The organism is Marinobacterium aestuarii (assembly GCF_001651805.1).
GTDB classification, from domain to species: Bacteria; Pseudomonadota; Gammaproteobacteria; order Pseudomonadales; family Balneatricaceae; genus Marinobacterium_A; species Marinobacterium_A aestuarii.
This window is the reverse complement of sequence record NZ_CP015839.1, coordinates 400,849-423,361: the sequence shown is the minus strand read 5'-3', so window position 1 is coordinate 423,361 and position 22,513 is coordinate 400,849. Positions and strand designations below refer to the sequence as shown.

Genomic DNA, 22,513 nt, shown 5'->3' with positions numbered 1-22,513 from the left:
CTTTAGGCGCGCGGGGGGCGACAGTTTGCCAAAAATCGGGTAAATTACTGCGTCGCACAAAAGACCAAAACTAAACTAATACTGCCCGGTTTCGGGTGCCTCGCCCCGTTCGGGACTGAGATAAGCAAGAGGCAGTACATAATGAGCAACAGGGTACAGAGCGGTAACCTTCAGGTTACCCCAAGTCTATATGACTTTATCAATAACGAAGCGCTGCCAGGCACCGGTGTAACAACCGAGCAATTCTGGACTGCGTTCGATTCGATTGTGCACGATCTTGCACCGCGCAATCGTGAGCTCCTGACCAAACGAGACCAGCTGCAGGCACAGATTGACGCCTGGCACCGGGATCGCAAGGGACAGGCTTTCAATTTTTCCGACTACAAGGCTTTCCTGACCGACATCGGCTACCTGCTGCCTGAAGGCGATACCTTCAGCGTCACCACCAGCAATGTCGATCCGGAAATGGCCACCATGGCTGGCCCCCAGCTCGTGGTTCCGGTCATGAATGCCCGCTACGCGCTGAATGCGGCCAATGCCCGCTGGGGAAGTCTGTACGACGCCCTCTACGGCACAGACGCCATTCCCAGCGACAGCGGTGCCGAGGCAGGCAAGAGCTACAACCCCACCCGCGGCGCCAGAGTTATCGCCTTTGCCCGCGACTTCCTCGACCAGGCCGTTCCCCTGGCCACAGGCTCCCACAAGGACGCCGTCGGCTACAGCATTCAGAACGCTCAGCTGGTCGTCAGCCTCAACAATGGCAGCACCAGCGCCCTGCAGCAGCCGGAACAACTGCGTGGCTTCCGTGGCGAAGACGCTGCGGCACCCAGTGCCATTCTGCTGCTGAACAATGGCCTGCACTTCGAAATCCAGATTGATGCTACCAGCCTGGTCGGCAGAGACGACCCCGCCGGTATCAAGGACCTGCTGCTCGAATCCGCCCTGACCACCATCATGGACTGCGAAGACTCCGTCGCCGCCGTCGATGCCGATGACAAGGTGCTGGTCTATCGCAACTGGCTGGGCCTGATGAAGGGCAACCTGACCGAATCAGTCAAGAAGGGCGACAGCAGCGTTACCCGCAGCCTGAACCCGGATCGCGACTACAGCGCTCTGGATGGCAGCAGCCTGAGCCTGAAAGGCCGCAGCCTGATGTTCGTGCGCAATGTTGGCCATCTGATGACCAACAACGCCATCCTCGACAAGGACGGCAACGAAGTCCCCGAAGGCATCCTGGACGGCATGATCACCACCCTGATCTCCATCCACGATCTCAAGGGCACAGGACCGCTGCGCAACACTACTACCGGCTCCATGTACATCGTCAAGCCGAAGATGCATGGCCCCGAGGAAGTGGCCTTTGCCAACGAACTCTTCGGCCGTGTTGAGCAGGCCCTGGGGCTGGCACCCTTCACCCTGAAAATGGGCATCATGGATGAGGAACGCCGCACCACGGTGAACCTGAAGGAATGCATCCGCGCCGCCAAGGATCGCGTGGTGTTTATCAACACCGGCTTCCTGGATCGCACCGGTGATGAAATCCACACCTCCATGGAAGCGGGCCCCGTCATCCGCAAGGGCGACATGAAGGGCGCTTCCTGGATTCAGGCCTACGAAGACTCCAACGTCGACATCGGTCTGGCCTGTGGACTCCAGGGCCGCGCCCAGATCGGCAAAGGCATGTGGGCCATTCCCGATCAGATGGCCAATATGCTCAAGGCCAAGATCGGTCACCCCCTGGCCGGCGCCAACACCGCCTGGGTTCCGTCGCCCACGGCCGCAACCCTGCACGCCATGCACTATCACCAGGTGGATGTGTTCGCCCGTCAGGACGAGCTCAAGAGCCGTCCGCGCGCCAGCGTCGACGACATCCTCACCATCCCGGTGTCGCAGAGCCCCAACTGGTCCGCTGAAGAGATTCAGCAGGAACTGGACAATAACGCCCAGGGTATCCTCGGCTATGTTGTGCGCTGGGTTGACCAGGGCGTAGGGTGCTCCAAGGTGCCGGATATCAATGATGTGGGCCTGATGGAAGACCGCGCGACCCTGCGCATCTCCGCCCAGCACATTGCCAACTGGCTGCACCACGGCATCTGCAGCCGCGAACAGGTTGTCGAAACCCTGGAGCGCATGGCAGGCGTGGTGGATGGCCAGAACAGCAATGATCCGCTGTACCAGCCCATGGCCGGCAACTTCGCCGACAGCGTCGCCTTCCAGGCGGCCTGTGAACTGGTACTCGAAGGCCGCGAGCAGCCCAACGGCTACACCGAGCCCGTCTTGCACCGTCGCCGCATCGAAGCCAAGGCCAAGGCCGCCGGCTGATCGAGCACAGCTGAAGCACGGATAAAAAGGGCCCGCCAGTCACTCTGGCGGGCCCTTTTTTGTGTCTGCTGACAGTCCCCGTCGGCTCTATCTTTGTCGGTTTCCTGTAAAGCGGGTTCACCGCCACAGGGGCTCTGAACTAAGGTTAGAGGGCGCGCCAGCCCGGACAAGGACATCAAGGTCTGCGCTGCGTACCGCTAGCGCCAGATACCGTCGAGGCCGCCATGCCAGCACCGGAACAGGACCTGCTGCTGCAACTGGATCAGCAGTTGCAGCAGGCCATCGAGACCCGCCAGGTTGAAGTCTATGGTCAGCCCAGCCACCTTTATCACAGTGGCTACTACAGCAACAGCACCAGCCTGTGGAGCCATTCCCCTGCCCTGCTGGAACACCAAAACCGTGGCTACCTGATCACTGCAACGCCCAAGGCCGCGCTGCGCCTGGCCATTCTGCCGGTTCAGGCCATAATCCCGCTGCTGCGAACTTCGATAACGCCTGAAGCCTGTGAGGCAACTGCACCACCGACCGCCACACCCAACCGCCTGGAAGATATAGGCCCAGGACTGGAGCGCCTCTGTACTGCGCTGGAATCCTATTGCCCTTCAATTGGACTGGACGGCTTTGCTACCCTGGCGCTGGAGGGCGGCAATCATTACCGCCACGTACTGCTGTTTCGTCCGCTGGACTCACTGCAGCTTTACGATATAGAACCCCTCTGAGCATTGTGTAATGCGCGCAGCCAAAACGCTGGCCCGACGCCTGTGTTGCACGTACTCTGGGCAAAACTCCGGAACAGACAGCGGACAAACGCCTTTCCCATGCCAGATACGACGCTGCACCACAGCCCCCTGCAACAGCTCGGCGACGAGCTCAACGCCTTTATGACCCGCCATCCACGGCTGTTCGTGCTGTCCGGCGCCGGTATCAGTGCCGACTCCGGCATCCCCGACTACCGCGACCACCAGGGCAACTGGAAACGCCCACCCCCGGTGGATCACCGTGACTTCGTCACCCAGCACAGTTGTCGCCAACGCTTCTGGGCCCGCAGCCTGGTGGGCTGGCCACTGATGGCCCGTGCCAGGCCCAATACAGCCCACCTGGGCCTGGTCGAACTGGAGCGGCGCCAGCAGATCGAATTGCTGGTCACGCAGAATGTGGACGGGCTGCATCAGCGCGCCGGCAGCGCCCGGGTGCTGGATCTGCATGGCCGTTCCGACTCTGTGCTCTGTCTGGGCTGCCAGCTACGCTACAGCCGGGCCCAGGTGCAGCAGCGTCTGGCCGACGACAACCCGGACTTCGCCAAGCTGCAGGCGCCGGCCGCACCGGACGGAGACGCCGACCTGGAGCTGGATTTCAGCCGTTTTCGCCTGCATGACTGCGACCAGTGTGGCGGCATCCTCAAGCCCGACGTAGTGTTCTTCGGCGATCAGGTACCCAAGGAGCGCGTCAGCACTGCCATGGATGCGCTGGCACAGGCCGACGCCATGCTGGTAGTCGGCTCCTCGCTGATGGTGTATTCAGGCTTTCGCTTTTGCCGCCAGGCCGCAGCGCTCGGCAAGCCCATAGCCGCGGTGAATCTGGGCCGCACCCGGGCTGATGATCTGCTCAGTCTCAAGCTCGAAGCCCCTGCGGGGCCGCTGCTGCAGACCTGTCTCGGCGCATAACCGACAGGCCTGTGGCAACACTGGGCAAGTGCTTGTCGCCACACAGCATTGGCGATCCGATTCCGCTATAATGGCCGCTTTCTGACCGGCTACCGAGGCTCCCCGTTGACGTCACTCCCCTTTACCGACCTGCCATTGCCCCAGGCCATGCTCGATAACCTGAGCGCCATTGGCTATCACGAGATGACGCCCATCCAGCAGCAGAGCCTGCCCCTGCTGCTGGAAAACCGTGACCTGATTGCCCGCGCCAAAACCGGCAGCGGCAAGACGGCAGCCTTCGGTATCGGCCTGCTGCTCAAGCTGGAGCCCACCAGCTTCAGCCCCCAGGCGCTGGTACTGTGCCCGACACGGGAACTCGCAACCCAGGTGGCCAATGAACTGCGCCGGCTGGCCCGCTTCCAGGCCAACATCAAGATCATCACCCTGTCGGGCGGCATTTCCATAGGCCCACAGATCGGCTCGCTGGAGCATGGCGCTCATGTAATCGTCGGCACACCCGGGCGCATCCGGGACCACCTCAGCAAGGGCACCCTCAAGCTCGATCGCATCCAGACACTGGTGCTGGACGAAGCCGACCGCATGCTGGACATGGGCTTTCGCGACGAGATCAAGCAGATCGCCCAGACCACACCCTCGAGCCGCCAGACGCTGCTGTTCTCGGCGACCTACCCGGACGGCATCCAGTCGCTCAGCGGCGAATTCCAGCGCGATCCGCAGATGATTTCCCTCGAAGAAACCGAGAGCCCGCTGAAGATTACCCAGCACTTCTTCGAAACCGACCGCGAGTCGCGCATGCAATCGCTGGAGCTGCTGCTGCTGCACTACCGCCCGGAAGCGGCGGTGGTCTTCTGTAATACACGACAAAGCTGCAACGAACTGGGCGCCTACCTCAACAATCAAGGCTTTAGCGCCGCGGTGTTGCACGGCGAGCTGGATCAGCGCGATCGCGACCAGGTACTGGTGCTGTTTTCCAACCGCAGCTGCCCGATTCTGATTGCCACAGACGTAGCGGCACGCGGCCTGGATATCGACGACCTGCCCTGCGTCATCAACTACGAGCTGACCCGTGATTCAGACACCCACACCCACCGCATCGGCCGCACCGGCCGTGCCGGCCGCGAAGGTCTGGCACTGAACCTGGTTATTCCGTCCGAAGGCTACAAGGTCAATGCGATCATGGAAGCCCAGCAGGCGGCGGATCCGGACTTCCTGCCGCTGCCAGAACTCAGCAGCGAGCGTCCGGCGCCAGCGGGCATGGTGACCCTGGCCATCAATGGCGGGCGCAAGAACAAGGTGCGTCCCGGCGATATCCTCGGCGCCCTCACCGGCACCTCCGGCATTGCCGGCAGCAGCGTGGGCAAGATTTTCATCTTCGACTTTGTCTCCTATGTCGCCGTCGAACGCGCGGTAGCCTCCAAGGCACTGGCACAGCTGCAAAACGGCACCATCAAGGGCCGCAAGTACCGCATCCGCAAGTTCTGAGCCTGCACCCGCCCCCACAGCGCCCTGCGGAGCATCCCCCAGGGCGCCATAAACGCTTTCTGCTGCCAATATTGATGGACAAACACCGTTTTCAGGCGTAAATAGTGCGCTTTGGTCAAACATTGAGCACGTACTTGAACGCCATAGTCCTGCCCGACAATACCCTGCTGCTTGATCGAATCGCCGACGACCTGGCGACCACCGGCTACTGCATTTATCCACAGGCACTGCCAGGCTGGCTGACCGACCGCATGTACCAGTACATGCAGGATCTGGAGCAGGAAGATTTCAGACGCGCCGGCATAGGCCGGGATCAGGAACACCAGCTTAACCGCCAGGTACGCGGCGACCAGATTCGCTGGCTGTCGGCCTCAAGGCCCGAGGAATCCGCCTATCTGGCCTGGATGGAAGAACTGCGCATCGGTATCAACCGACGCCTGATGATGGGGCTGTTTGACTACGAGTGCCACTTCTCGCGTTATCCACAAGGGGCCTTTTACCGCCGCCATCTGGATGCCTTCCAGGGACGCACCAACCGTGTACTCTCGACCGTCTACTACCTGAATCCCGACTGGCAACCCGGTAACGGCGGTGAACTGCTGATCTATGCCGATGAAGCGGCGCAAACGCCCATCGAGCGGGTTCAACCCTGCTATGGCACCCTGGTGGTCTTTCTCAGCGACCGCTTTCCCCACGAAGTCCTGCCGGCACAGCGCGAACGCCTGAGTCTGGCCGGCTGGTACCGGGTTAACAACAGTCTGGGCGGTATCGTCGACCCGCCGCGCTGACCGCGCAGCGGCGTCCACAAAAAAGGCGCGGCGCCGGCGCCACGCCTTTTTCCTTTTGCCAGCCCATTGCTAGTCATTGGCAAAGAGCTGGTTATGCAGCCCACTCAGCTGTCGGCCATGCCGCCCTTGTTGCGCATCGTCACCTGATACAGATCATGCCGGCGATCACGCAGATTGGTCACCGAGCCTTCGGCGCGCACCACCTTGAGCTTGTCCAGATCCAGATCCGAGAACATGATCATCTCGGTATTTGGCGTGGTTTCGGACAGCACCGCATCGTGGGGGAACATGAAGTCCGACGGTGAAAACACCGCCGACTGGGCGTATTGCACGTCCAGGTTATCCACACTCGGCAGGTTGCCAACGCTACCCGCGATGCAGACATAGCACTCGTTCTCGATCGCCCTGGCCTGGGCACAATGGCGCACCCGCAGATAGCTGTTCTTGGTATCTGTCCAGAAAGGCACGAACAGGATTTCCATGCCCTCTTCGGCCAGCAGGCGCCCCAGCTCCGGAAATTCGACGTCGTAGCAGATCAGAATGCCGATCTTGCCCGCATCGGTATTGAACACCTGCAGGCCTTCGCCACCTTCGATAACCCAGTCACGCCTTTCGTGGGGCGTAATATGCAGCTTGCGCTGCTCCTCGCAGGTGCCATCGCGGTGACACAGGTAGGACACATTGTAGAGGCGATCATTTTCAATCAGCGGCATGGAACCGGTAATAATATTGATGTTGTAGCTCACCGCCATCTGCAGCATGGCCTCGCGAAACTGCTCGGTATACCCCGCCAGATAACGAATGGCCTCGGTACGCTGCGACTGATTGGTCAGTCCCATCAGGGCGCCGTTGAAAAACTCGGGAAAGAGCACAAAGTCGCTTTCGTACTCCGAGACTGTATCGACGAAGTATTCCACCTGCTGCAGGATGTCTTCCACCGACTCTATGGTACGCATCTGCCACTGCACCACACCGACCCGCACCTGGGTCTTGCGCACACTGATCGGCCGCGCCTCGGGCTCGTAGAGGATGTTGTCCCATTCCAGCAGGGTGGCGTAACCGGCGGACTTTTCGTCCTCCGGCAGATAACGCCGCAGCAGTCGCTTGACAGTAAAGTCATTGGCCAGCTGAAAGCTCAGAATCGGGTCGTATATTTCCTTGCGTGCCACCTTGCCTATATATTCCTTGGCCGACAGCTCGTCGCTGTACTCGTGGTACTTGGGAATGCGGCCGCCCGCCAGAATGCTGCGCAGATTGAACTGGCGACAGAGTTCCTTGCGCGCATCGTAGAGCCGCCGGCCCAGGCGATAACCGCGGTATTCGGGGTTGATCAGCACATCCAGCCCGTAAAGCGCATCGCCTTCGGGGTCGACATGGATTTCCTGGCCACGCCCGATCAGATCGTCATAGGTATGGGGGTTGCTGAACTTTTCGTAACTGACCAGCGCGGTCAGGGCGATGCCCACCACCCGTTCATTATCCACCACGCAGATCTGACCTTCGGGGAATTCATCCACCAGCTTGTGGATAGTGGACTCGGGCCAGGCACCGCCGATATCCGGGTACACCCGATCCATCAACTCCTGAATCTGCGGGTAATCACTGTGGGTGATATTGCGCAAACCTAGCTTGAGATCTTCAAGACTCATACGGACTCCATTCGATTCGACCAGCACTCAGACTAACGACTGCACCTGAAGTTGCAAGCTTGCAGGGCCTTGCCGTCACGCTTAACCCGCAGAGAAACCCGCGACCCGGCTTTGATTCTAATCCAGCCGCTTGCGAAAGCGCAGTACCGCCAGCGTCATGCTGAGCAGAAAAAAACCCAGCAGCACCAGCACATCCGGCCAGAGCTGAACCAGTTCGACACCGCGCAGCATCAGGCCCCGTATCAGCCGGATAAAATGGGTCAGTGGCAACAGCTCGGCTATCAGCCTTGCTGCGCGGGGCATGCCGTCGAACGGGAACATGAACCCCGACAGCAAAATAGACGGCAAGAAGAAGAAGAACGCCATCTGAATCGCCTGAAACTGAGTGCCCACCAGGGTTGAGATCAGCAGCCCCAGCCCAAGATTGGCGGCAATAAACAGCAGCGCCGCCAGATACACCTCCAGCAGCGAGCCATTCAGGGGCACATTGAACAGCTGCGCCCCCAGCAGCAGGATCACCGTGACCTGCACCAGGCCAATCAGGATGTAGGGCAGCACCTTGCCCAGCATCAGCTCCAGCGAGCTGACCGGCGTATTGATCAGCAGCTCAAGATTGCCGCGCTCGCGTTCGCGTACTATGGCCACGGCGGTAAACATCACCATGGTCATGGTCAAAATCACGCCGATCAGCCCCGGCACCACGAACACCGCCGAGCGACGTTCGGGATTGTAAAAATTGCGTACCTCGAACAACGGCACCTCAGGCTCCAGCTGCGCGGCCGTATCCATCCCCAGCGGCATGTTCAGCAGCCGCTGCACCGACGCCAGTATGATGGGGTCGCTGCCATCCACCAGCAGCTGCACCGCCGGGCGCGCCGACTGCTGCAGGCGGCGTTCGAAGTCCGGTGGAATCAGCACTCCCACATGCACCTGACCGCGATCCAGCAATTTCTGCAGCGAGGCGGCACTGTCGACCCGCGCCACTATGCGCAGCACCTGGGAGGCTTCCAGCTGCGATTGCAGCTGGGCGGAGAGCGCGCTGCCCGCCTGATCCGCCACCGCGGCACTGAGCTGGCGTACATCAGTGTTGATGGCGTAGCCGAACATGATGATCTGCAGCATCGGAATGCCAAAGATCATGCCGAAGGTCAGGCGATCGCGCCTGAGCTGGCGAATCTCCTTGGCCAGAATCGCCCAGAGCCGCTGCAGCGCCATCAGGGCCTCAACTCCGATCCGCCGGCCTTGCCGCGACCGCTTTGTGTCACCGCCACAAACACATCCTCCAGACTGGGCGTGGTATCGCAACACTGCGCCTCAATGCCCGCCGCCTGCAACAGCGTGCGCACCTGCTCGGCCGGCTGCTCGACACTGCGGGGCAGCAGCACGCGCTGGCGCATGCCCAGCTGGGTTATGCTGCGCACTCTGTCCAGGCCGCTCAGGGCCCGCTGCACCGCCCGTGGCACAGCGGATTCCACCAGCACGACCGCGCAATCAATGTCCGCCATCAGCTGCAGTGGTGCGCCATCGGCCACCAGCACGCCACGGTCCAGAATCGCCAGCCGGTGACAGCGCTCGGCCTCGTCCATGTAATGGGTCGACACCAGAATAGTGGTGCCCTGTTCCAGCAGCGCAAAAAGTGCTTCCCAGAAGTCGCGGCGGCTCTGGGGATCCACCGCACTGGTCGGCTCATCCAGCAGCAGCAATTGCGGCCTATGCAGTGTCGCCGCCGCCAGGGACAAGCGCTGGCGCTGGCCGCCACTGAGACGGCCGGCAAACTGCCGCGCCAGTTCGCCGAGGTGATACTGCTGCAAGGCCTGCTGGATACGCTGCTGGCGCAGAACCCTGGAGAGCCCATAGATGCGGGCGATGAAATCGAGATTTTCCAGCACCGTCATGTCTTCATAGAGCGAGAAGCGCTGGGTCATGTAGCCAATCTTGTGCCTGAGCCGCTCGGCATCACCGGGCACCTCGTGGCCCAGTACCCGGGCGCTGCCGGCGCTGGGCAGCAGCAGGCCACAGAGCAGGCGAATGGTGGTGGACTTGCCGGAACCATTGGGGCCAAGAAATCCATACACCATGCCCCTGGGCACCTGCAGATCAAGCCCGCTGACCGCCACCAGATCACCAAAGCGCCGACTCAGCCCCCGCGCCTCAATGGCCAGCTCGCCGGTCTCGGCTGACGCCTGCACGGGGCTGGTCACAGGCTCAGCCCATCGAAAACAACCTGTACCGGCAGACCGCCTGGCAGGGTTTCAACACCGGCGCCACTGAGCTGCACCTCCGCCAGATAGCTCAGCCGCGAGCGATCCCGCTCGGTGAGGGCATCAAAAGGCGTAAAGCTGGCATCCGCACTTATATAGCGAATCTCGCCATCGAAGACGCCATCGAGACCATCCACCCGCACCTGGGCGCGACTGCCCTGCTGCAGCCGCGCCCGCATCGGTTCGGGCACATAGACTCTGGCATGGGGCCCCTCTCCTGCCAGCAGCACCGCCACTACCTTGCCCGCCGGCGGACGCTCACCCTGCTCAAAGGGCAGCTCGTCCAGCAGGCCGTCTCGGGGCGCACGCAGCTGCAGTCGCTGCAGCTGGATATCGACCTGCGCCAGGCGCGCCTCGGCCTGCTGTACCCGGGCTTCGCCCTGCAGCAGTTCTGCTGCCGTGCTGCCGTGCAGCAGCTCATCCAGCTCTGCCCGATTCATCCGGGAGCGCGCCCGGCTGCTGCTGGCCTGGGTTCGAGCCAGCTCAAGCGCCTCGACACTGGTCAGGCGCTGGCGTTGCAGTGTTTCCAGACGCTTCAGCTCCGCCGCCGCGTTGTCCGCCTCGGCTTCTGCCCCCGCCAGGCGTGCCCGGGCCGCCTCTATACGTTCAACTCTGGGTCCTCGCCGCAGCTCTGCCAGCCGTGCACTGGCCTCTTTCAGCACAGCCGCTGCCTCGGCCAGACGCGCGCGCATCAGCCGGTCATCCTGTTGCAGAATCAGATCTCCCGCGCTCAGGCGCTGGCCTTCCCGGGCATCGACCTGCAGGATGGGTTCGTTCAGCTCGGCGATCAACTCCACCCTATCCCAGGCCAGCACGCCATTAATACCGTCCTCCTGCGGCCACTGACATCCGGCCAGAACGAAGAGCGCCAAACCAAGCACAACACGTAACATCCAGACCTCCCTAAACAGCCAGCGTCAACAACAGATCCATTCTGCACTCAAGCATGGGCGCTAAGCGCCCCCTTTGCCACAGCCTCCAATAGCCAAGGCGGAGCCTGCGGGCGCGAACACCTTCGCCGGAGTCGTGCAGGGCATCACCGGGCACTGCATTCGGCGCTATGCTGGCGCCACAAGAGTGATGCACAGATTTGGTGCGCAGCGCTGACCCAGGGTTGACCAAATGATCAAAAATGACGCAAGATGTCGGCTCAGCAATCCGGATCAGCAGCATGAACGTCCCGACTCTTATTAGCGCGCACCGCAACCGACAGGCCATCCCGGCCCGCTGGATGTGGCCCCGTGCGGTCGAACGTTAGCCGGTCCTGCAGGGTTCGGTTTTCCCAAGGCCGCAGCGCTCACCGCCTGCGGCCTTTTGTGTACAGGGATGTACGTATCGTTATTTGCTCCTGCAATAACGAATTTCCCGCCCTCCATGGCGGTCCCCTAAAAACTGCTCCTGCGTTTTCAGGATTTCCACCATCCCTGGTGGCCCCCCGCGAGCGCAGGGCTTGTAGATTGATGCAGGATCCAGAGCAACCGGAAACAGGATGTTTTCCGGCCATCACTGAAAAGGAGTAAGAGCGATGTCCGTGCCAAGCGCCTATCTGGCCGTACTGGCTATCTGGGCCACCACCCCGCTGGGAATTGCCTGGAGCAGCGAAACCGTCAACCCGCTTATGGCCGCCTGGCTGCGTATGGGTATAGCCGCAGTACTGGGCTGGCTGCTGGTGCGAACACTGCGACTGGACATGCCCTGGCACCGCCAGGCCCTCAGGTCCTACGCCTTCGCGACCCTGGGTATTTTCGGCGCCATGAGCTCCACCTACCTGGCGGTGCGTTTCGTGCCCTCAGGCCTGATTTCGGTGATCTTTGGCCTGTCGCCGGTGCTCTCGGCCCTGCTCGCCCAGGTACTGCTGCGCGAGGCCCCGATGGCGCCGCACCGCTGGCTGGCCTGTGTTATCGCGCTTTCAGGTCTGGGCTGGATATTTATGGATGATGCCACCCTGAGCCTTGAGACCTGGCCTGGTATTGCACTGTTACTGCTGGCGGTGCTGCTGTTCAGCCTCAGCGCTGTGATGGTCAAGCGCGAGGCCCTGGCGATTCATCCACTGCCACATACCGTGGGTGCGCTCATGCTGAGCCTGCCCTGCTACGGCCTGCTTTGGCTGCTGCTGGATGGTACGGCACCGACTTTCGACTTTAGCAGCCACTCGCCCTGGGCCATTCTTTATCTGGCGGTATTTGGCTCGCTGATCGGTTTTGTCAGCTACTTCTATATTCTCAGCAAACTGCCGCCGAGCACCGTGGCTCTGGTCACCCTGATCACTCCGGTGTTCGCGCTACTGCTAGGCAGCCTGCTTAATGATGAGAATGTAGGCCTGAGTGTCTGGAGTGGAACCGCTGTCATCATGACGGGCCTGGCCCTCTTCTTCTGGGGCCACAGGCTCAGACCTGCACGGCTGCTTTTATAATTCGTGTTAACGCCCGGGGCTGCGCTGCAGCCCCGGGCCGATGAGAGTTTTTACCATGTCAGTAACAAGCAAAACTGCCAGTGTTCCGCTGGGGCACTATGATGATCACGCCAAGGGCATGCTGATTGCTGCCTGCGGCATACTGGTGCTGAGCTTTGATGCCTTGCTGATCCGCCTGGCCGACAGCACATCCTATAACGTGACATTCTGGCGCGGTGCTCTGACCTGCCTGACCACCGCCCTGTTGTGCCTGTGCTGGCGCCAGCGCTGGCCTGCAAGCCCCATGTTCTGGCTTGCAGGCATCGCCATTGCCAGTCTCTATGGCGTGAATACCTGGCTGTTTGTGTTTTCCATCAGCCATACCAGTACCGCCAATACGGTGGTAATCCTGGCAAGCGCCCCCCTGTTCGCGGCGCTTTTTTCCCGCCTGCTGCTGCACGAACGGGTACTGCGCCGTACCCTGATCGCCATAGGCGTGTCTGTGATCGGCGTGATGGTGGTGTTTGCAGGCTCCGACAGCGCCAACAGCCAGAGCATGGGCGATCTTGCCGCCCTGCTGCTGGCCGCCAGCATGGGCATGATGTTCACCCTGTTGCGCCGCTTTCAGGACTTGCCGCGCCTGCCGATCATCGCCCTGGCCGGTGCCATTGCAGCCTTCATCAGCTGGCCCCTGGCGACCCCGCTCACACTGGAGCCTGCCAGTTACGGCTGGCTCGCGCTTATGGGGCTGATCCAGATACCGCTGGCGACCATCCTGGTCATGACGGCCCCCCGTTATCTGCCCTCCACCGAGGTCAGCCTGTTCATGCTGCTGGAAACGGTGCTGGGGCCTATCTGGGTCTGGCTCGCGCTGGGCGAAACCACCACCATACATACTCTGCTAGGCGGCACCGCGATTCTCGGCGCCATCAGCGTTAACACCTGGCTGGCTTTGCGCAAAACACCGGGCAAGGCCCCCCATGGCCTGACAACCTAGAAAAAAATAACGTGCTACAGAGCACAGTAGTGCGGGGCCAACCGGCCAGAAAATATAATGACGCAAATTGGCGTCACTACAAAGGCAAGACCTCTGGAATCTTACGCTGCTTTTGTGTTCAGATAGCGCAACCACTTTGCTTAAGGACGCCCCAATGCTCAACCAGCTATCGACTCTCGGGCGCAGCGCCTGGTACTGGCTGGCGATGATTCTGATCGGCCTGACCGTCGAAGGTATCGCGCTCTATTACCAGTACGAACTGGGCTACGGTCCCTGTGTACTTTGCGTGCATATCAGGCTGTGGCTGGCGGGCTTTATTCTGGCCTGCCTGCTGGGTTTCCTGGGCTGTGGCTGGACTTTTACCCGCAAGCTGGCGCAGCTGCTGGGGTTTGTTGCCATGCTGGGGATGCTGGAGCGCAGCTGGACCACCCTTGGCGTCGAGCGAGGCTGGATCGAGGGCAGCTGCAGCATGGAATCAGGCCTGCCGGCCTGGCTCACACCCGAGACGTGGCTGCCGGAAGTCTTTGAAATCTGGGAGCCCTGCGGCTATACGCCGGAAATGCCCCTTGGCTTCACCATGGCCGAAGTGCTGGTCGTCTTCAGCGCCTTTATGGTCCTGCTGACTGGCTTGATACTGATCTCCCGCGCCAGACGCAAAAGCTTTTTCTGACAGCCGCCGACACGCCCTGAACAAAAAATCCCGTGCAGCGCTGCACGGGATTTTTTTGTTTCAGGTCAGATTTTCAGGTGTCAGGATCAGGCCGCGGCCACTCGCGCCTCACTGCCGCCCCGGGCCAGGGCATCGAGGATCGCATTCAGGGATGCGGTCACTATGTCCTCACTCACCGCCACACCGCTGTAACGACTGCCGTTAATGCCCATCTGCACGAAACTGATCGCCTCGGCGCCTTCACCGTGGGTAGCGCCCAGGGCATGTTCGCTGTATTCCACCAACAGCACTGTTTCTCTCATCTCCCGGTTCAGTGCATCAACAAAGGCGCCAACCACGCCTGTGCCAGTGCCCGTCACCGAGCGGGTTTCGCCCTGCCAGTGAATAGTGGCACTCAGGCTGTCCTGGCCATTATCACGGCTCAGCTGATAGCCCAGAATACGGGCGCCGCTGTCGGCCGGGCGCAGGTAGGTTTCATTGAATATGTGCCAGATCTGCTCGCCGTTCAGCTCGGTGGCCGAGGCTTCGGTGGCCTGCTGTACCCTGGCGCTAAATTCAATCTGCAGCCAGCGCGGCATCTGGATGCCGTATTCGCGCTCCAGCACGTAGGCCACGCCGCCCTTGCCGGACTGGCTGTTGATGCGGATCACGGCCTGGTAATCACGCCCCAGGTCTTCGGGGTCGATCGGCAGATAGGCCACGTCCCAAGAGGCATCGCTCTGACGCCGGGCCAGGCACTTGCGAATAGCATCCTGATGGCTACCCGAAAAGGCCGTAAACACCAGCTCGCCGGCATAGGGGTGGCGCGGATGTACTGGTAACTGGGTGCACGCCTTCACGCACTCGACGATTTCGTCCATATTGGCCAGATCCAGCTGCGGATCCACCCCCTGGCTGTATAAATTCAGCGCCATGGTGACGATATCCATGTTGCCGGTACGTTCACCGTTACCCAGCAGCGTGCCCTCGATACGGTCGGCACCGGCCATGACGCCGAGCTCCGCCGCCGCCACACCGCAACCGCGGTCGTTATGGGTATGCAGGCTGATGATGATTGAGTCGCGCCTGGCGATATGGTCACAGACCCACTCGATCTGATCGGCAAAGACATTGGGGGTCGACATTTCCACCGTGGCCGGCAGGTTGATAATAACCTTGTTGTCCGGTGTCGGCTGCCACACGGCGGTGACCGCGTCGCAGACCTCCACCGCGTAATCCAGCTCGGTGCCGGTGAAGCTCTCGGGGGAGTACTGGAAGACCCACTGGGTCTCGGGCCTCTCTGAGGCCAGCCGTGCCACTGTGTGCGCACCCTTGACGGCAATGGCCCTGATCCCCTCGCGATCCAGCCCGAACACCTGTTCACGCTGCACCGTAGAGGTGGAGTTGTACAGGTGCACTATGGCGCGGCGGGCACCGCGCAGGGATTCAAAGGTGCGCGCAATCAGCTCATCCCGCGCCTGGGTCAGCACCTGGATGGTGACATCATCGGGAATCAGATTATCGGTGATCAGGGAGCGAACAAAGTCAAAGTCCGGCTGGGAGGCGGCGGGGAAGCCCACCTCGATTTCCTTGAAGCCCAGCTTTACCAGCAACTCGAACATGCGGCGTTTTTGCACCACGTTCATGGGCTCGATCAGCGCCTGGTTACCATCACGCAGATCGACGCTGCACCAGCGGGGCGCACGGTCGATGATCTGGTCCGGCCAGCGGCGGTCGGTTTTGCGAATGGGAGCAAAGGGGCGGTACTTGCGGTGATCAAACGAACTCATGCGGTTTCTCCAGCTATCAATACGGATCGCGATTCAGGTCGCGAAGGTGGCTGAGGCCTGGCTCCCGGGCGCCACAGAAACTCCTGGCCCGGCAACCGCATCAAAGTCGTATCGATAGCACCCTGAAAAACGTCATGGTCTGATCCTGATCATCAAAAAAGAGGGATGAAACGCTGAACAGCTCCGCAGGGCTCTGTAGCCTGAATTTCAGGTCCTTGTGGGACCCAGGCGGCGCGGGCGGATCCGACTCTCTTGTGGAGAGTGACGGTCACCGGGTCATCTGCTGGGAGCCCCGGTTGCCGGCACCGCTGAGGGGATCAGCGATTTCGTAGAGCCATTCTAGCGGGGACCCGGGGGTTAATGTGTGCAAAGGCAGCATCAATAACCGGCACTATTGATGATTAAACCCAACAATTTATAAATTTATAGTCAATTAATGCAACGTAAAATCAATGATCATAATTTAATCACTAACAAAGAAGATTTTACATCATTTTTCTAGCTCCCAAAGTTTCAATCACACCAGCCAGCTCTGAATCAACCGCCGTCTCGATAAAAAATCCAGGCCTTGATACCGACAACCAGGGCCGTAAGGATACAGAGCCCCGCCACACCGTAGACAACCATGCCAAACCAATGCATTGCAGCCCCCTTAAAAGCTGGATTCAGGATTCGCGCCCGCGGCGCGGTTTAGACGGTACACCAGCGTAAAGACCAGGCCATTGGCCAGCACACCGGCCATAAGTGCACTCACACCGGTGAACGCCTGCAGATCCTGGGGCGCGCTCTGCCAGATCAGCGTCACCAGAGCGCCGGCCAGCATGGCGCTGATGGCCGAGCGGCTGCATTTGAGATCAAACAGTACACCGGCGACAAAGGGAATCAGTACCGTCGGCGCCCAGAGACTGTAGCTCAGCAGCAGCGCATCGATAATGGAACTGGCATAGAGCGCGAAGATCACCGCCCCTATGCCGATCAGCAGGTTAACCCAGCGTTCGATACGCAAACGCCGCCGCTCCGTCACCCCGGGGTCGATAAAGCGCTGGTAAATATCGCGAACAAAAATGACGGCGGCGGAATTCAGGTAGGAATCGGCGGTCGACATCACCACCGCCAGCAGCGCCGCCAGCACAAGACCCGTGACTCCCACCGGCAGCAGACTGCGGATCAGCGCAGGCAGCGCCTGATCCGGGCTTATATCCGGGTACAGCACCAGCGCGACCAGGCCGATGGTGGTGGTGACAAAATAGAACAGAAAGCCGAAGACCCCCGCCAGGCTGTAACCGAGCCTGGCATTGCCTGCATCGGGGGCCGCCAGCGCGCGCTGGGTATAGGGCGGCACCAGGGTTTCACCCAGCAGGAAGGCAATGAAAATACTGATAAACATGGCGGCGCTGTAGTCGCCCATCAGGCTGAAGTGGCCTTCGGGCAGCCGGCTGATCAGCTCGGCGGGGCCGCCAACAGCCTGCACACCCACCACCATGGTTACCGGCAGGAAGATGGCCAGCAGCAGAAACTGCACCACATCGGTCTGAATCACCGCCCAGAGGCCACCGAGGGTAGAGTAGATCAGCACCACGGCCATGCCCAGCAGAATGCCGCTGCTGACTTCGATGCCGAGCACCGCGTTGAACACCGTGCCCACCGCCAGCGCCTGGGCACCCAGAATGCCGACACAGAACACCAGTGAAAACAGCCCGGTGAAGAGCCGCGCCGGCGCCCCGAAGTGCTGCTCCATGATGTCGCCGATGGTCTGGGCATTCACATAACGCTTGAGCCGAGGCGCTATGTAGAGCCCCGACAGTACCGTGGCAATGGGGAAGGCCGTGGCGGCAAACATGAAGGCGTAGCCATCTTCAAAGGCCTTGCTGGCGCGCCCCATGGAAGCGCCGCCGCCGAGGAAAGACGCCGCCAGGGTGGCAAACAGTATGGGCCAGATGATCCGGTTGCCCGCCACCGCAAAATCCGCGCTGGATTTCACCTTTTTTGCGCTGCTGTAACCGATGTAGATCAGCAGCACAAAGTACCCGGCCAGACCCAGCATATCGTACAGATGCATGCGACAACTCCGATCTATTTAATGAAAGCCAACTCGCTGGCTTTGATCCGTTACCAGAGCGTTAAACGCTGCGGGCTCTCCTGCAAATCCAGTATCCGCCCGTGCAGCTGCTCGGCAAATACCTGGGTAATGCCGGAGCGCGGCAGATCCGCCGGGTACATGATACCGAACTTGAGCCTGATCTCGGGCTCGAAACGCCGGAATACCACCTTGCCGGGCGCCGCATAGCTGCAATAGCTGGCCACCGATATCGGATCCATGATGCAGACACCGAGCCCGCGTTCGACAAAGCGCAGCGCCGGAATAAAAAAGCGCGTCTGCAGGCGCACATTCATGCGCACACCCGCCTGTTCAAAATGCTTTTGCAGATCATGAAAGGTCATGTGGTCCGGGTGCAGCGTAATCATGGCCTCGTCATCGAGCAGCGCGGGCGTGATCAGCTCCTGTGCCGCCAGCGGATGGGCCGCCGGCAGCGCACAGAGGCACGGCAGGGAAACACTGTCGGTATCGACACCCTGATCCCGGCTGGTGATCTCCGCCAGGCCAATATCGTACTGGTTGGACGCAACCCATTCGATGACCGAGGGCGAGGTGCGGGTTTGCAGTGAGACCTGTACCCGCGGGTGCGCCTCGAGAAAATCCGCCACCAGATCCGGCACAAAGAAAGTGGACGGCCCCGGCATGCAGCCGATACGCAGATAGCCGAACTGCTTGTTCTGAATATCACGCACTGTCTGGGAAACATCGTGTATGCGCGAAAAAATCGACTCCACCTCGTCGAACAGGTATTTGGCCTCGGGCGTTGGATATAGCCGTTTCTTGCGCCGTTCAAACAGCTGAAAGCCGATCTCCTGCTCCAGCGCACTCAGCAACATGCTCACCGCCGGCTGAGTCTTGAACAGCTGTTTGGCCGCCTGGGATACGGAGCCTGTGAGCATCACCGCTCGAAACGCTTCCATCTGACGCAGGTTCATGGCCACTCCATTAATATAAAAAAATCTGATCAAGTCGTAAAAAAATACGATTTGTTATTATATTCATCTGATCGAATAATGCACACATCAGGTTCTCTCACAACAACAGAACAACGGAGACCCCATGGACCTATTCGACCCGCCCCGCCGCTCAACCCACGCCCGCCCCCCTAGCGAATAACATCCGGCGGCCCCGTGCCGCACCCGATCCTGCAGCACCAAAAACAACAATCCAGGAGCTCAATATGCGCCTCAAGACCCTTATCGCCGGTACCGCACTGGCCGCCACCACCGCCCTGTCCGGCTTCAGCCAGGCCGCCGAAATGCAGTTCTTTCGCATTGGCAGCGGCAGCGCCGGTGGATCCTACTTCCCCATTGCCGGCCTGATCGCCAACGCCATCAGCAGCCCGCCGGGCTCACGTCCCTGTGAAGACGGCGGCAGCTGCGGCGTTCCGGGCCTGGTCGCCATTGCGCAGTCCTCCAATGCCTCGGTTGCCAATGCCACCGGTGTGCAGACCGGGCAGATGGAATCGGGCCTCGCCATTGCCGGCATCGTCCATACCGCCTACAACGGCGGCGGCAAGTTTGAAGGTCAGGCCAAATACGACAAGCTGCGCGTGATCGCCAACCTGTTTCCCGAAGAAATGCACCTGGTGCTGCCCAAGGGGGCCAAACTGAATTCGCTGCAAGACCTCAAGGGCAAGCGCGTCGGCATTGCCCAGGCGGGCTCCGGCACCCAGGTGGCGGTATTGCAGCTGCTGAGTCAGTTCGGCCTGGACCGCTCCAACATCGACGAAGCCGAGCTGAATAACACCCAGAGCGCCGAGCACCTGGCCGACGGCCAGCTCGATGCCTACTTCTATGTCGCCGGCACACCGGTGGCCGCCATCGTGCAACTGGATGCAACCCGGGGCATGGAGCTGTACTCCTTCAGTGACGAGGAAAGGGCCATTATCGAGAAGGCCCTGCCCTACTACTATTCCGAAACCATCCCCGGCGGCACCTACGAAGGCGTGGACTATGACGTCAAAACGCTGGCCGGCGGCGCCCAGTGGATGACCAACGCCGATGTCTCCGAAGAGCTCGTGTACGACATCACCAAGGCGCTGTGGAATGACAGCACCCGCCAGCTGTTCGAAAGCGGCCATCCCAAGGCCCGCCTGATCAAGCTGGACACGGCTCTGAGCGGCGTCACCATTCCGCTGCATCCGGGCGCCGAAAAGTTCTACCGCGAAGCCGGCGTACTGCACTAAGCCACCGCCCAACACTAAGCGCGCACCCGGTCTGAGCCTGCTCGGCACCGGTTGCCGGCGGCATTATTGTCGCCGCCGGCATGCACCCGGACTCACCTGGCCATGCGAGGTCCAGTATGGACAAGATCAGTATCGAACAGATGCAGGAGCTGGAAGAGCAGTACGACTCCGAACTGCAAACCCGCAAGCTCCCGCGCAAACTGGAACAGGTCTGCGGCGTGCTGTTAGCCCTGTTCGCCCTCTACCATTTCATCACGGCGGGCTTCGGGCTGCCGGCCGATTACTGGCACATGGGCATCCACCTGTCCGGCGTGCTGTCGATGATCTTTATCTACTACGCAGGCTTCAAGTGTCTGGAACGCAAGAACGCCGACCAGAGCAGCCGCGTACCCCTGTACGATTTTGTGCTGGCGGGCCTCAGTGTAGTCGCATCCCTCTATATAGGTTTCACCTGGATGGGGCTGGACCTGAGCTTCGTTGGCCTGGTGCTTGACGAACAGGCGCTGCGTCAGGGAAACCCGGCGCTGTTGGATATCATATTTGGCAGCCTGCTGGTGTTCCTGGTGCTGGAAGCAACCCGCCGCACCCTGGGCCCGGTTCTGCCGCTGATCATTATTCTGTTCGCCTGCTATGCGCTCTTCGGGCAGTACCTGCCCTTCGATATACTGCGCCACCCCGGCGTGAGCTGGAATCAGTTCATCAACAATATCTATTTCCCGGCCGAGGGCATCTTCGGCATTACCCTCTGGGTAGTGTCGACCGTGGTGTTCCACTTTGTGCTCTTTGGCGTTATCGCCCAGCGCATGGGGCTGGGCCAGTTCTTCATCGATATCGCCACCATCGTTGCCGGCCGTTATTCCGGCGGCCCGGCCAAGGTCAGCGTGGTCTCATCGGCCTTTTTCGGCACCATTTCGGGCTCCGCCGTGGCCAATACGGTCTCGACCGGCTCCCTGACCATTCCCAACATGAAAAAGCTCGGCTACCCCGGCCACTTTGCCGGCGGCGTTGAGGCGGCTTCCAGTGCCGGTGGCCAGATTACCCCGCCGATCATGGGCGCGGCGGCCTTTATCATGGCCGAGAACCTGCAGATGTCCTACGGCAGCATAGTGCTGGCCGCCATGACACCGGCCATCATGCACTACATTGGCGTACTGACCATAGTGCACTTCAAGGCCAAGAAACTCGGCCTCAAGGGCTGCGCCAAAGAGGACATTCCCCATCTGCTGGCGGTACTGAAAGACGGCTGGCCCACCATGCTGCCACTGGTGGTGCTGATCGGCGTACTCTTCAGTGGCTTTACGCCCTATATGGCGGCCTTCTCCGGTATCGCCGCCAGCCTGGCCGTGGGGGTGCTTAACCCGCGCAACCGTATTGGCTTTGGCGACATTTTCGATGCATTCAAGATAGGCGCCAAATACGCCCTGGCGGTGGGAGCGGCCTGTTCGGCCGTCGGCATAGTGGTGGGTGTCATCACCACCACAGGCGTGGCTTTTCGCCTCGGCTTTCTGGTGACCAGCGGCGCCCAGGATATAGGCGAGTCGCTGATGGCCATGACCACCTGGCTGCCGTTCGAACTGTTCTCACTGGATCAGGCAACCCTGTTCGTATCCCTGGTGCTGATCGCGCTGTCCTGCATCCTGATGGGGGCCGGCCTGCCCACGGCCGCGCTCTACATCATGCTCAGTGCCGTGGCACAGCCGGCACTGTCTAACCTGGGTGTTCCGGCGCTCGCGGCGCACCTGTTCGTGCTCTATTACGGTGTGCTGTCGGAGATTACCCCGCCGGTGTGCACCTCGGCCTATGCCGCCGCCGGCATTGCCAATGCCAATCCGTTTCGTACCGGCATATCGGCCTTCCAGCTCGGCAACGCCAAGATCATGATGCCATTCGTGTTCGTCTACTCGCCGGCCATGCTGATCGTGCTGGAGGATTACTTCACCTGGTCCGAGTATCTGCTCACCACCTTTAGCTGTATGGCGGGCATCTTCGTGTTCGGTATCGCCATCACCGGCTATGCGCTGCGCAACCTGCCTCTGCTGCCCCGCCTGCTGACCTTTGCCGCCGCCATAGCGCTGATCACGCCGGGCCTGCAGTCCGACCTCTACGGTCTGGCCCTGCTGCTGCCGGTACTGGCGCAGCAGCTACTGGCACGGCGCCAGGACGAAACCCTGGCACCGGCGGCGCGCTGCGCCAATTCCTGACGTCAGTCACCTAGCCGCCATCACACCCGCCC

17 protein-coding genes are annotated in these 22,513 nt (G+C 60.8%); 10 read left to right on the top strand and 7 right to left on the bottom strand.

Going from position 1 to position 22,513, the window contains the following annotated elements; all coding sequences use genetic code 11:
- Positions 1 to 141 precede the first annotated feature (141 nt).
- The 5 genes from A8C75_RS01825 (at position 142) to A8C75_RS01805 (ending at position 6,256) form a co-directional block, all read left to right on the top strand.
- Positions 142 to 2,322, top strand: a complete 2,181-nt coding sequence (locus tag A8C75_RS01825) for a malate synthase G (RefSeq protein ID WP_067377285.1) — start codon at positions 142 to 144, stop codon at positions 2,320 to 2,322.
- A 224-nt stretch (positions 2,323 to 2,546) separates the two neighbouring features.
- Positions 2,547 to 3,041: a hypothetical protein gene (locus tag A8C75_RS01820; protein ID WP_067377282.1), complete on the top strand. Its 495-nt coding sequence runs from the start codon at positions 2,547 to 2,549 to the stop codon at positions 3,039 to 3,041.
- 99 nt (positions 3,042 to 3,140) lie between these two features.
- Positions 3,141 to 3,986 carry an NAD-dependent protein deacetylase gene (locus A8C75_RS01815; protein ID WP_067377279.1) on the top strand — a complete coding sequence of 282 codons (846 nt, stop codon included), beginning with the start codon at positions 3,141 to 3,143 and terminating at the stop codon, positions 3,984 to 3,986.
- Between the two features lie 105 nt (positions 3,987 to 4,091).
- Positions 4,092 to 5,468: an ATP-dependent RNA helicase DbpA gene (gene dbpA, locus A8C75_RS01810; protein WP_067377276.1), complete on the top strand. Its 1,377-nt coding sequence runs from the start codon at positions 4,092 to 4,094 to the stop codon at positions 5,466 to 5,468.
- Between the two features lie 122 nt (positions 5,469 to 5,590).
- Positions 5,591 to 6,256 (top strand): 2OG-Fe(II) oxygenase, encoded by a 666-nt coding sequence (locus tag A8C75_RS01805; protein ID WP_227819812.1) that lies wholly within the window; start codon positions 5,591 to 5,593, stop codon positions 6,254 to 6,256.
- Positions 6,257 to 6,360: 104 nt separating this feature from the next.
- Here the strand turns inward: A8C75_RS01805 and A8C75_RS01800 are convergent, their stop codons facing one another.
- The 4 genes from A8C75_RS01800 to A8C75_RS01785 all read right to left on the bottom strand — a co-directional run bounded on the left by A8C75_RS01800 (position 6,361) and on the right by A8C75_RS01785 (position 11,059).
- Entirely contained in the window at positions 6,361 to 7,905 is a 1,545-nt protein-coding gene (locus A8C75_RS01800) for a bifunctional GNAT family N-acetyltransferase/carbon-nitrogen hydrolase family protein (protein WP_067377273.1), read from the bottom strand.
- A gap of 117 nt (positions 7,906 to 8,022) precedes the next feature.
- The gene (locus A8C75_RS01795; protein ID WP_067377269.1) at positions 8,023 to 9,120 is read right to left on the bottom strand and encodes an ABC transporter permease; all 1,098 of its coding nucleotides are present in this window, start codon (positions 9,118 to 9,120) and stop codon (positions 8,023 to 8,025) included.
- On the bottom strand, positions 9,120 to 10,106 hold the full coding sequence (locus A8C75_RS01790) for an ABC transporter ATP-binding protein (protein WP_227819811.1): 987 nt from the start codon (positions 10,104 to 10,106) through the stop codon (positions 9,120 to 9,122). Before A8C75_RS01790 ends, A8C75_RS01795 begins: the two co-directional genes overlap by 1 nt.
- The gene (locus tag A8C75_RS01785; RefSeq protein ID WP_067377267.1) at positions 10,103 to 11,059 is read right to left on the bottom strand and encodes an HlyD family secretion protein; all 957 of its coding nucleotides are present in this window, start codon (positions 11,057 to 11,059) and stop codon (positions 10,103 to 10,105) included. Before A8C75_RS01785 ends, A8C75_RS01790 begins: the two co-directional genes overlap by 4 nt.
- 632 nt (positions 11,060 to 11,691) lie before the next feature.
- Here A8C75_RS01785 and A8C75_RS01780 point away from each other — a divergent pair.
- The 3 genes from A8C75_RS01780 (at position 11,692) to A8C75_RS01770 (ending at position 14,225) form a co-directional block, all read left to right on the top strand.
- The gene (locus tag A8C75_RS01780; protein ID WP_067377265.1) at positions 11,692 to 12,579 is read left to right on the top strand and encodes a DMT family transporter; all 888 of its coding nucleotides are present in this window, start codon (positions 11,692 to 11,694) and stop codon (positions 12,577 to 12,579) included.
- Between the two features lie 55 nt (positions 12,580 to 12,634).
- Positions 12,635 to 13,555: a DMT family transporter gene (locus A8C75_RS01775; RefSeq protein ID WP_067377262.1), complete on the top strand. Its 921-nt coding sequence runs from the start codon at positions 12,635 to 12,637 to the stop codon at positions 13,553 to 13,555.
- A 154-nt stretch (positions 13,556 to 13,709) separates the two neighbouring features.
- On the top strand, positions 13,710 to 14,225 hold the full coding sequence (locus A8C75_RS01770; protein ID WP_067377259.1) for a disulfide bond formation protein B: 516 nt from the start codon (positions 13,710 to 13,712) through the stop codon (positions 14,223 to 14,225).
- Positions 14,226 to 14,311: 86 nt separating this feature from the next.
- On the opposite strand, the gene leuA is transcribed toward A8C75_RS01770, so the two are convergent.
- From leuA to A8C75_RS01755, 3 genes are all read right to left on the bottom strand, one after another.
- Positions 14,312 to 15,994: a 2-isopropylmalate synthase gene (gene leuA / locus A8C75_RS01765; protein ID WP_067377256.1), complete on the bottom strand. Its 1,683-nt coding sequence runs from the start codon at positions 15,992 to 15,994 to the stop codon at positions 14,312 to 14,314.
- A 652-nt stretch (positions 15,995 to 16,646) separates the two neighbouring features.
- Positions 16,647 to 18,053: a sodium:solute symporter family protein gene (locus tag A8C75_RS01760; protein WP_084783654.1), complete on the bottom strand. Its 1,407-nt coding sequence runs from the start codon at positions 18,051 to 18,053 to the stop codon at positions 16,647 to 16,649.
- 50 nt (positions 18,054 to 18,103) lie between these two features.
- The gene (locus tag A8C75_RS01755; protein WP_067377253.1) at positions 18,104 to 19,027 is read right to left on the bottom strand and encodes a LysR family transcriptional regulator; all 924 of its coding nucleotides are present in this window, start codon (positions 19,025 to 19,027) and stop codon (positions 18,104 to 18,106) included.
- A gap of 245 nt (positions 19,028 to 19,272) precedes the next feature.
- Here A8C75_RS01755 and A8C75_RS01750 point away from each other — a divergent pair, with 245 nt between their 5' ends.
- On the top strand, positions 19,273 to 20,280 hold the full coding sequence (locus A8C75_RS01750; RefSeq protein WP_067377251.1) for a TAXI family TRAP transporter solute-binding subunit: 1,008 nt from the start codon (positions 19,273 to 19,275) through the stop codon (positions 20,278 to 20,280).
- A 116-nt stretch (positions 20,281 to 20,396) separates the two neighbouring features.
- Positions 20,397 to 22,481, top strand: coding sequence for a TRAP transporter permease (locus tag A8C75_RS01745; protein ID WP_067377242.1), 2,085 nt, complete (start codon positions 20,397 to 20,399; stop codon positions 22,479 to 22,481).
- Positions 22,482 to 22,513 lie beyond the last annotated feature (32 nt).

Coding starts and splice junctions, on each gene's coding strand:
- A8C75_RS01825 (WP_067377285.1), top strand. CDS start 142: ATGAGCAACAGGGTACAGAGCGGTAACCTTCAGGTTACCCCAAGTCTA.
- A8C75_RS01820 (WP_067377282.1), top strand. CDS start 2,547: ATGCCAGCACCGGAACAGGACCTGCTGCTGCAACTGGATCAGCAGTTG.
- A8C75_RS01815 (WP_067377279.1), top strand. CDS start 3,141: ATGCCAGATACGACGCTGCACCACAGCCCCCTGCAACAGCTCGGCGAC.
- A8C75_RS01800 (WP_067377273.1), bottom strand. CDS start 7,905: ATGAGTCTTGAAGATCTCAAGCTAGGTTTGCGCAATATCACCCACAGT.
- A8C75_RS01795 (WP_067377269.1), bottom strand. CDS start 9,120: ATGGCGCTGCAGCGGCTCTGGGCGATTCTGGCCAAGGAGATTCGCCAG.
- A8C75_RS01785 (WP_067377267.1), bottom strand. CDS start 11,059: ATGTTACGTGTTGTGCTTGGTTTGGCGCTCTTCGTTCTGGCCGGATGT.
- A8C75_RS01780 (WP_067377265.1), top strand. CDS start 11,692: ATGTCCGTGCCAAGCGCCTATCTGGCCGTACTGGCTATCTGGGCCACC.
- A8C75_RS01775 (WP_067377262.1), top strand. CDS start 12,635: ATGTCAGTAACAAGCAAAACTGCCAGTGTTCCGCTGGGGCACTATGAT.
- A8C75_RS01770 (WP_067377259.1), top strand. CDS start 13,710: ATGCTCAACCAGCTATCGACTCTCGGGCGCAGCGCCTGGTACTGGCTG.
- leuA (WP_067377256.1), bottom strand. CDS start 15,994: ATGAGTTCGTTTGATCACCGCAAGTACCGCCCCTTTGCTCCCATTCGC.
- A8C75_RS01760 (WP_084783654.1), bottom strand. CDS start 18,053: ATGCATCTGTACGATATGCTGGGTCTGGCCGGGTACTTTGTGCTGCTG.
- A8C75_RS01755 (WP_067377253.1), bottom strand. CDS start 19,027: ATGAACCTGCGTCAGATGGAAGCGTTTCGAGCGGTGATGCTCACAGGC.
- A8C75_RS01750 (WP_067377251.1), top strand. CDS start 19,273: ATGCGCCTCAAGACCCTTATCGCCGGTACCGCACTGGCCGCCACCACC.
- A8C75_RS01745 (WP_067377242.1), top strand. CDS start 20,397: ATGGACAAGATCAGTATCGAACAGATGCAGGAGCTGGAAGAGCAGTAC.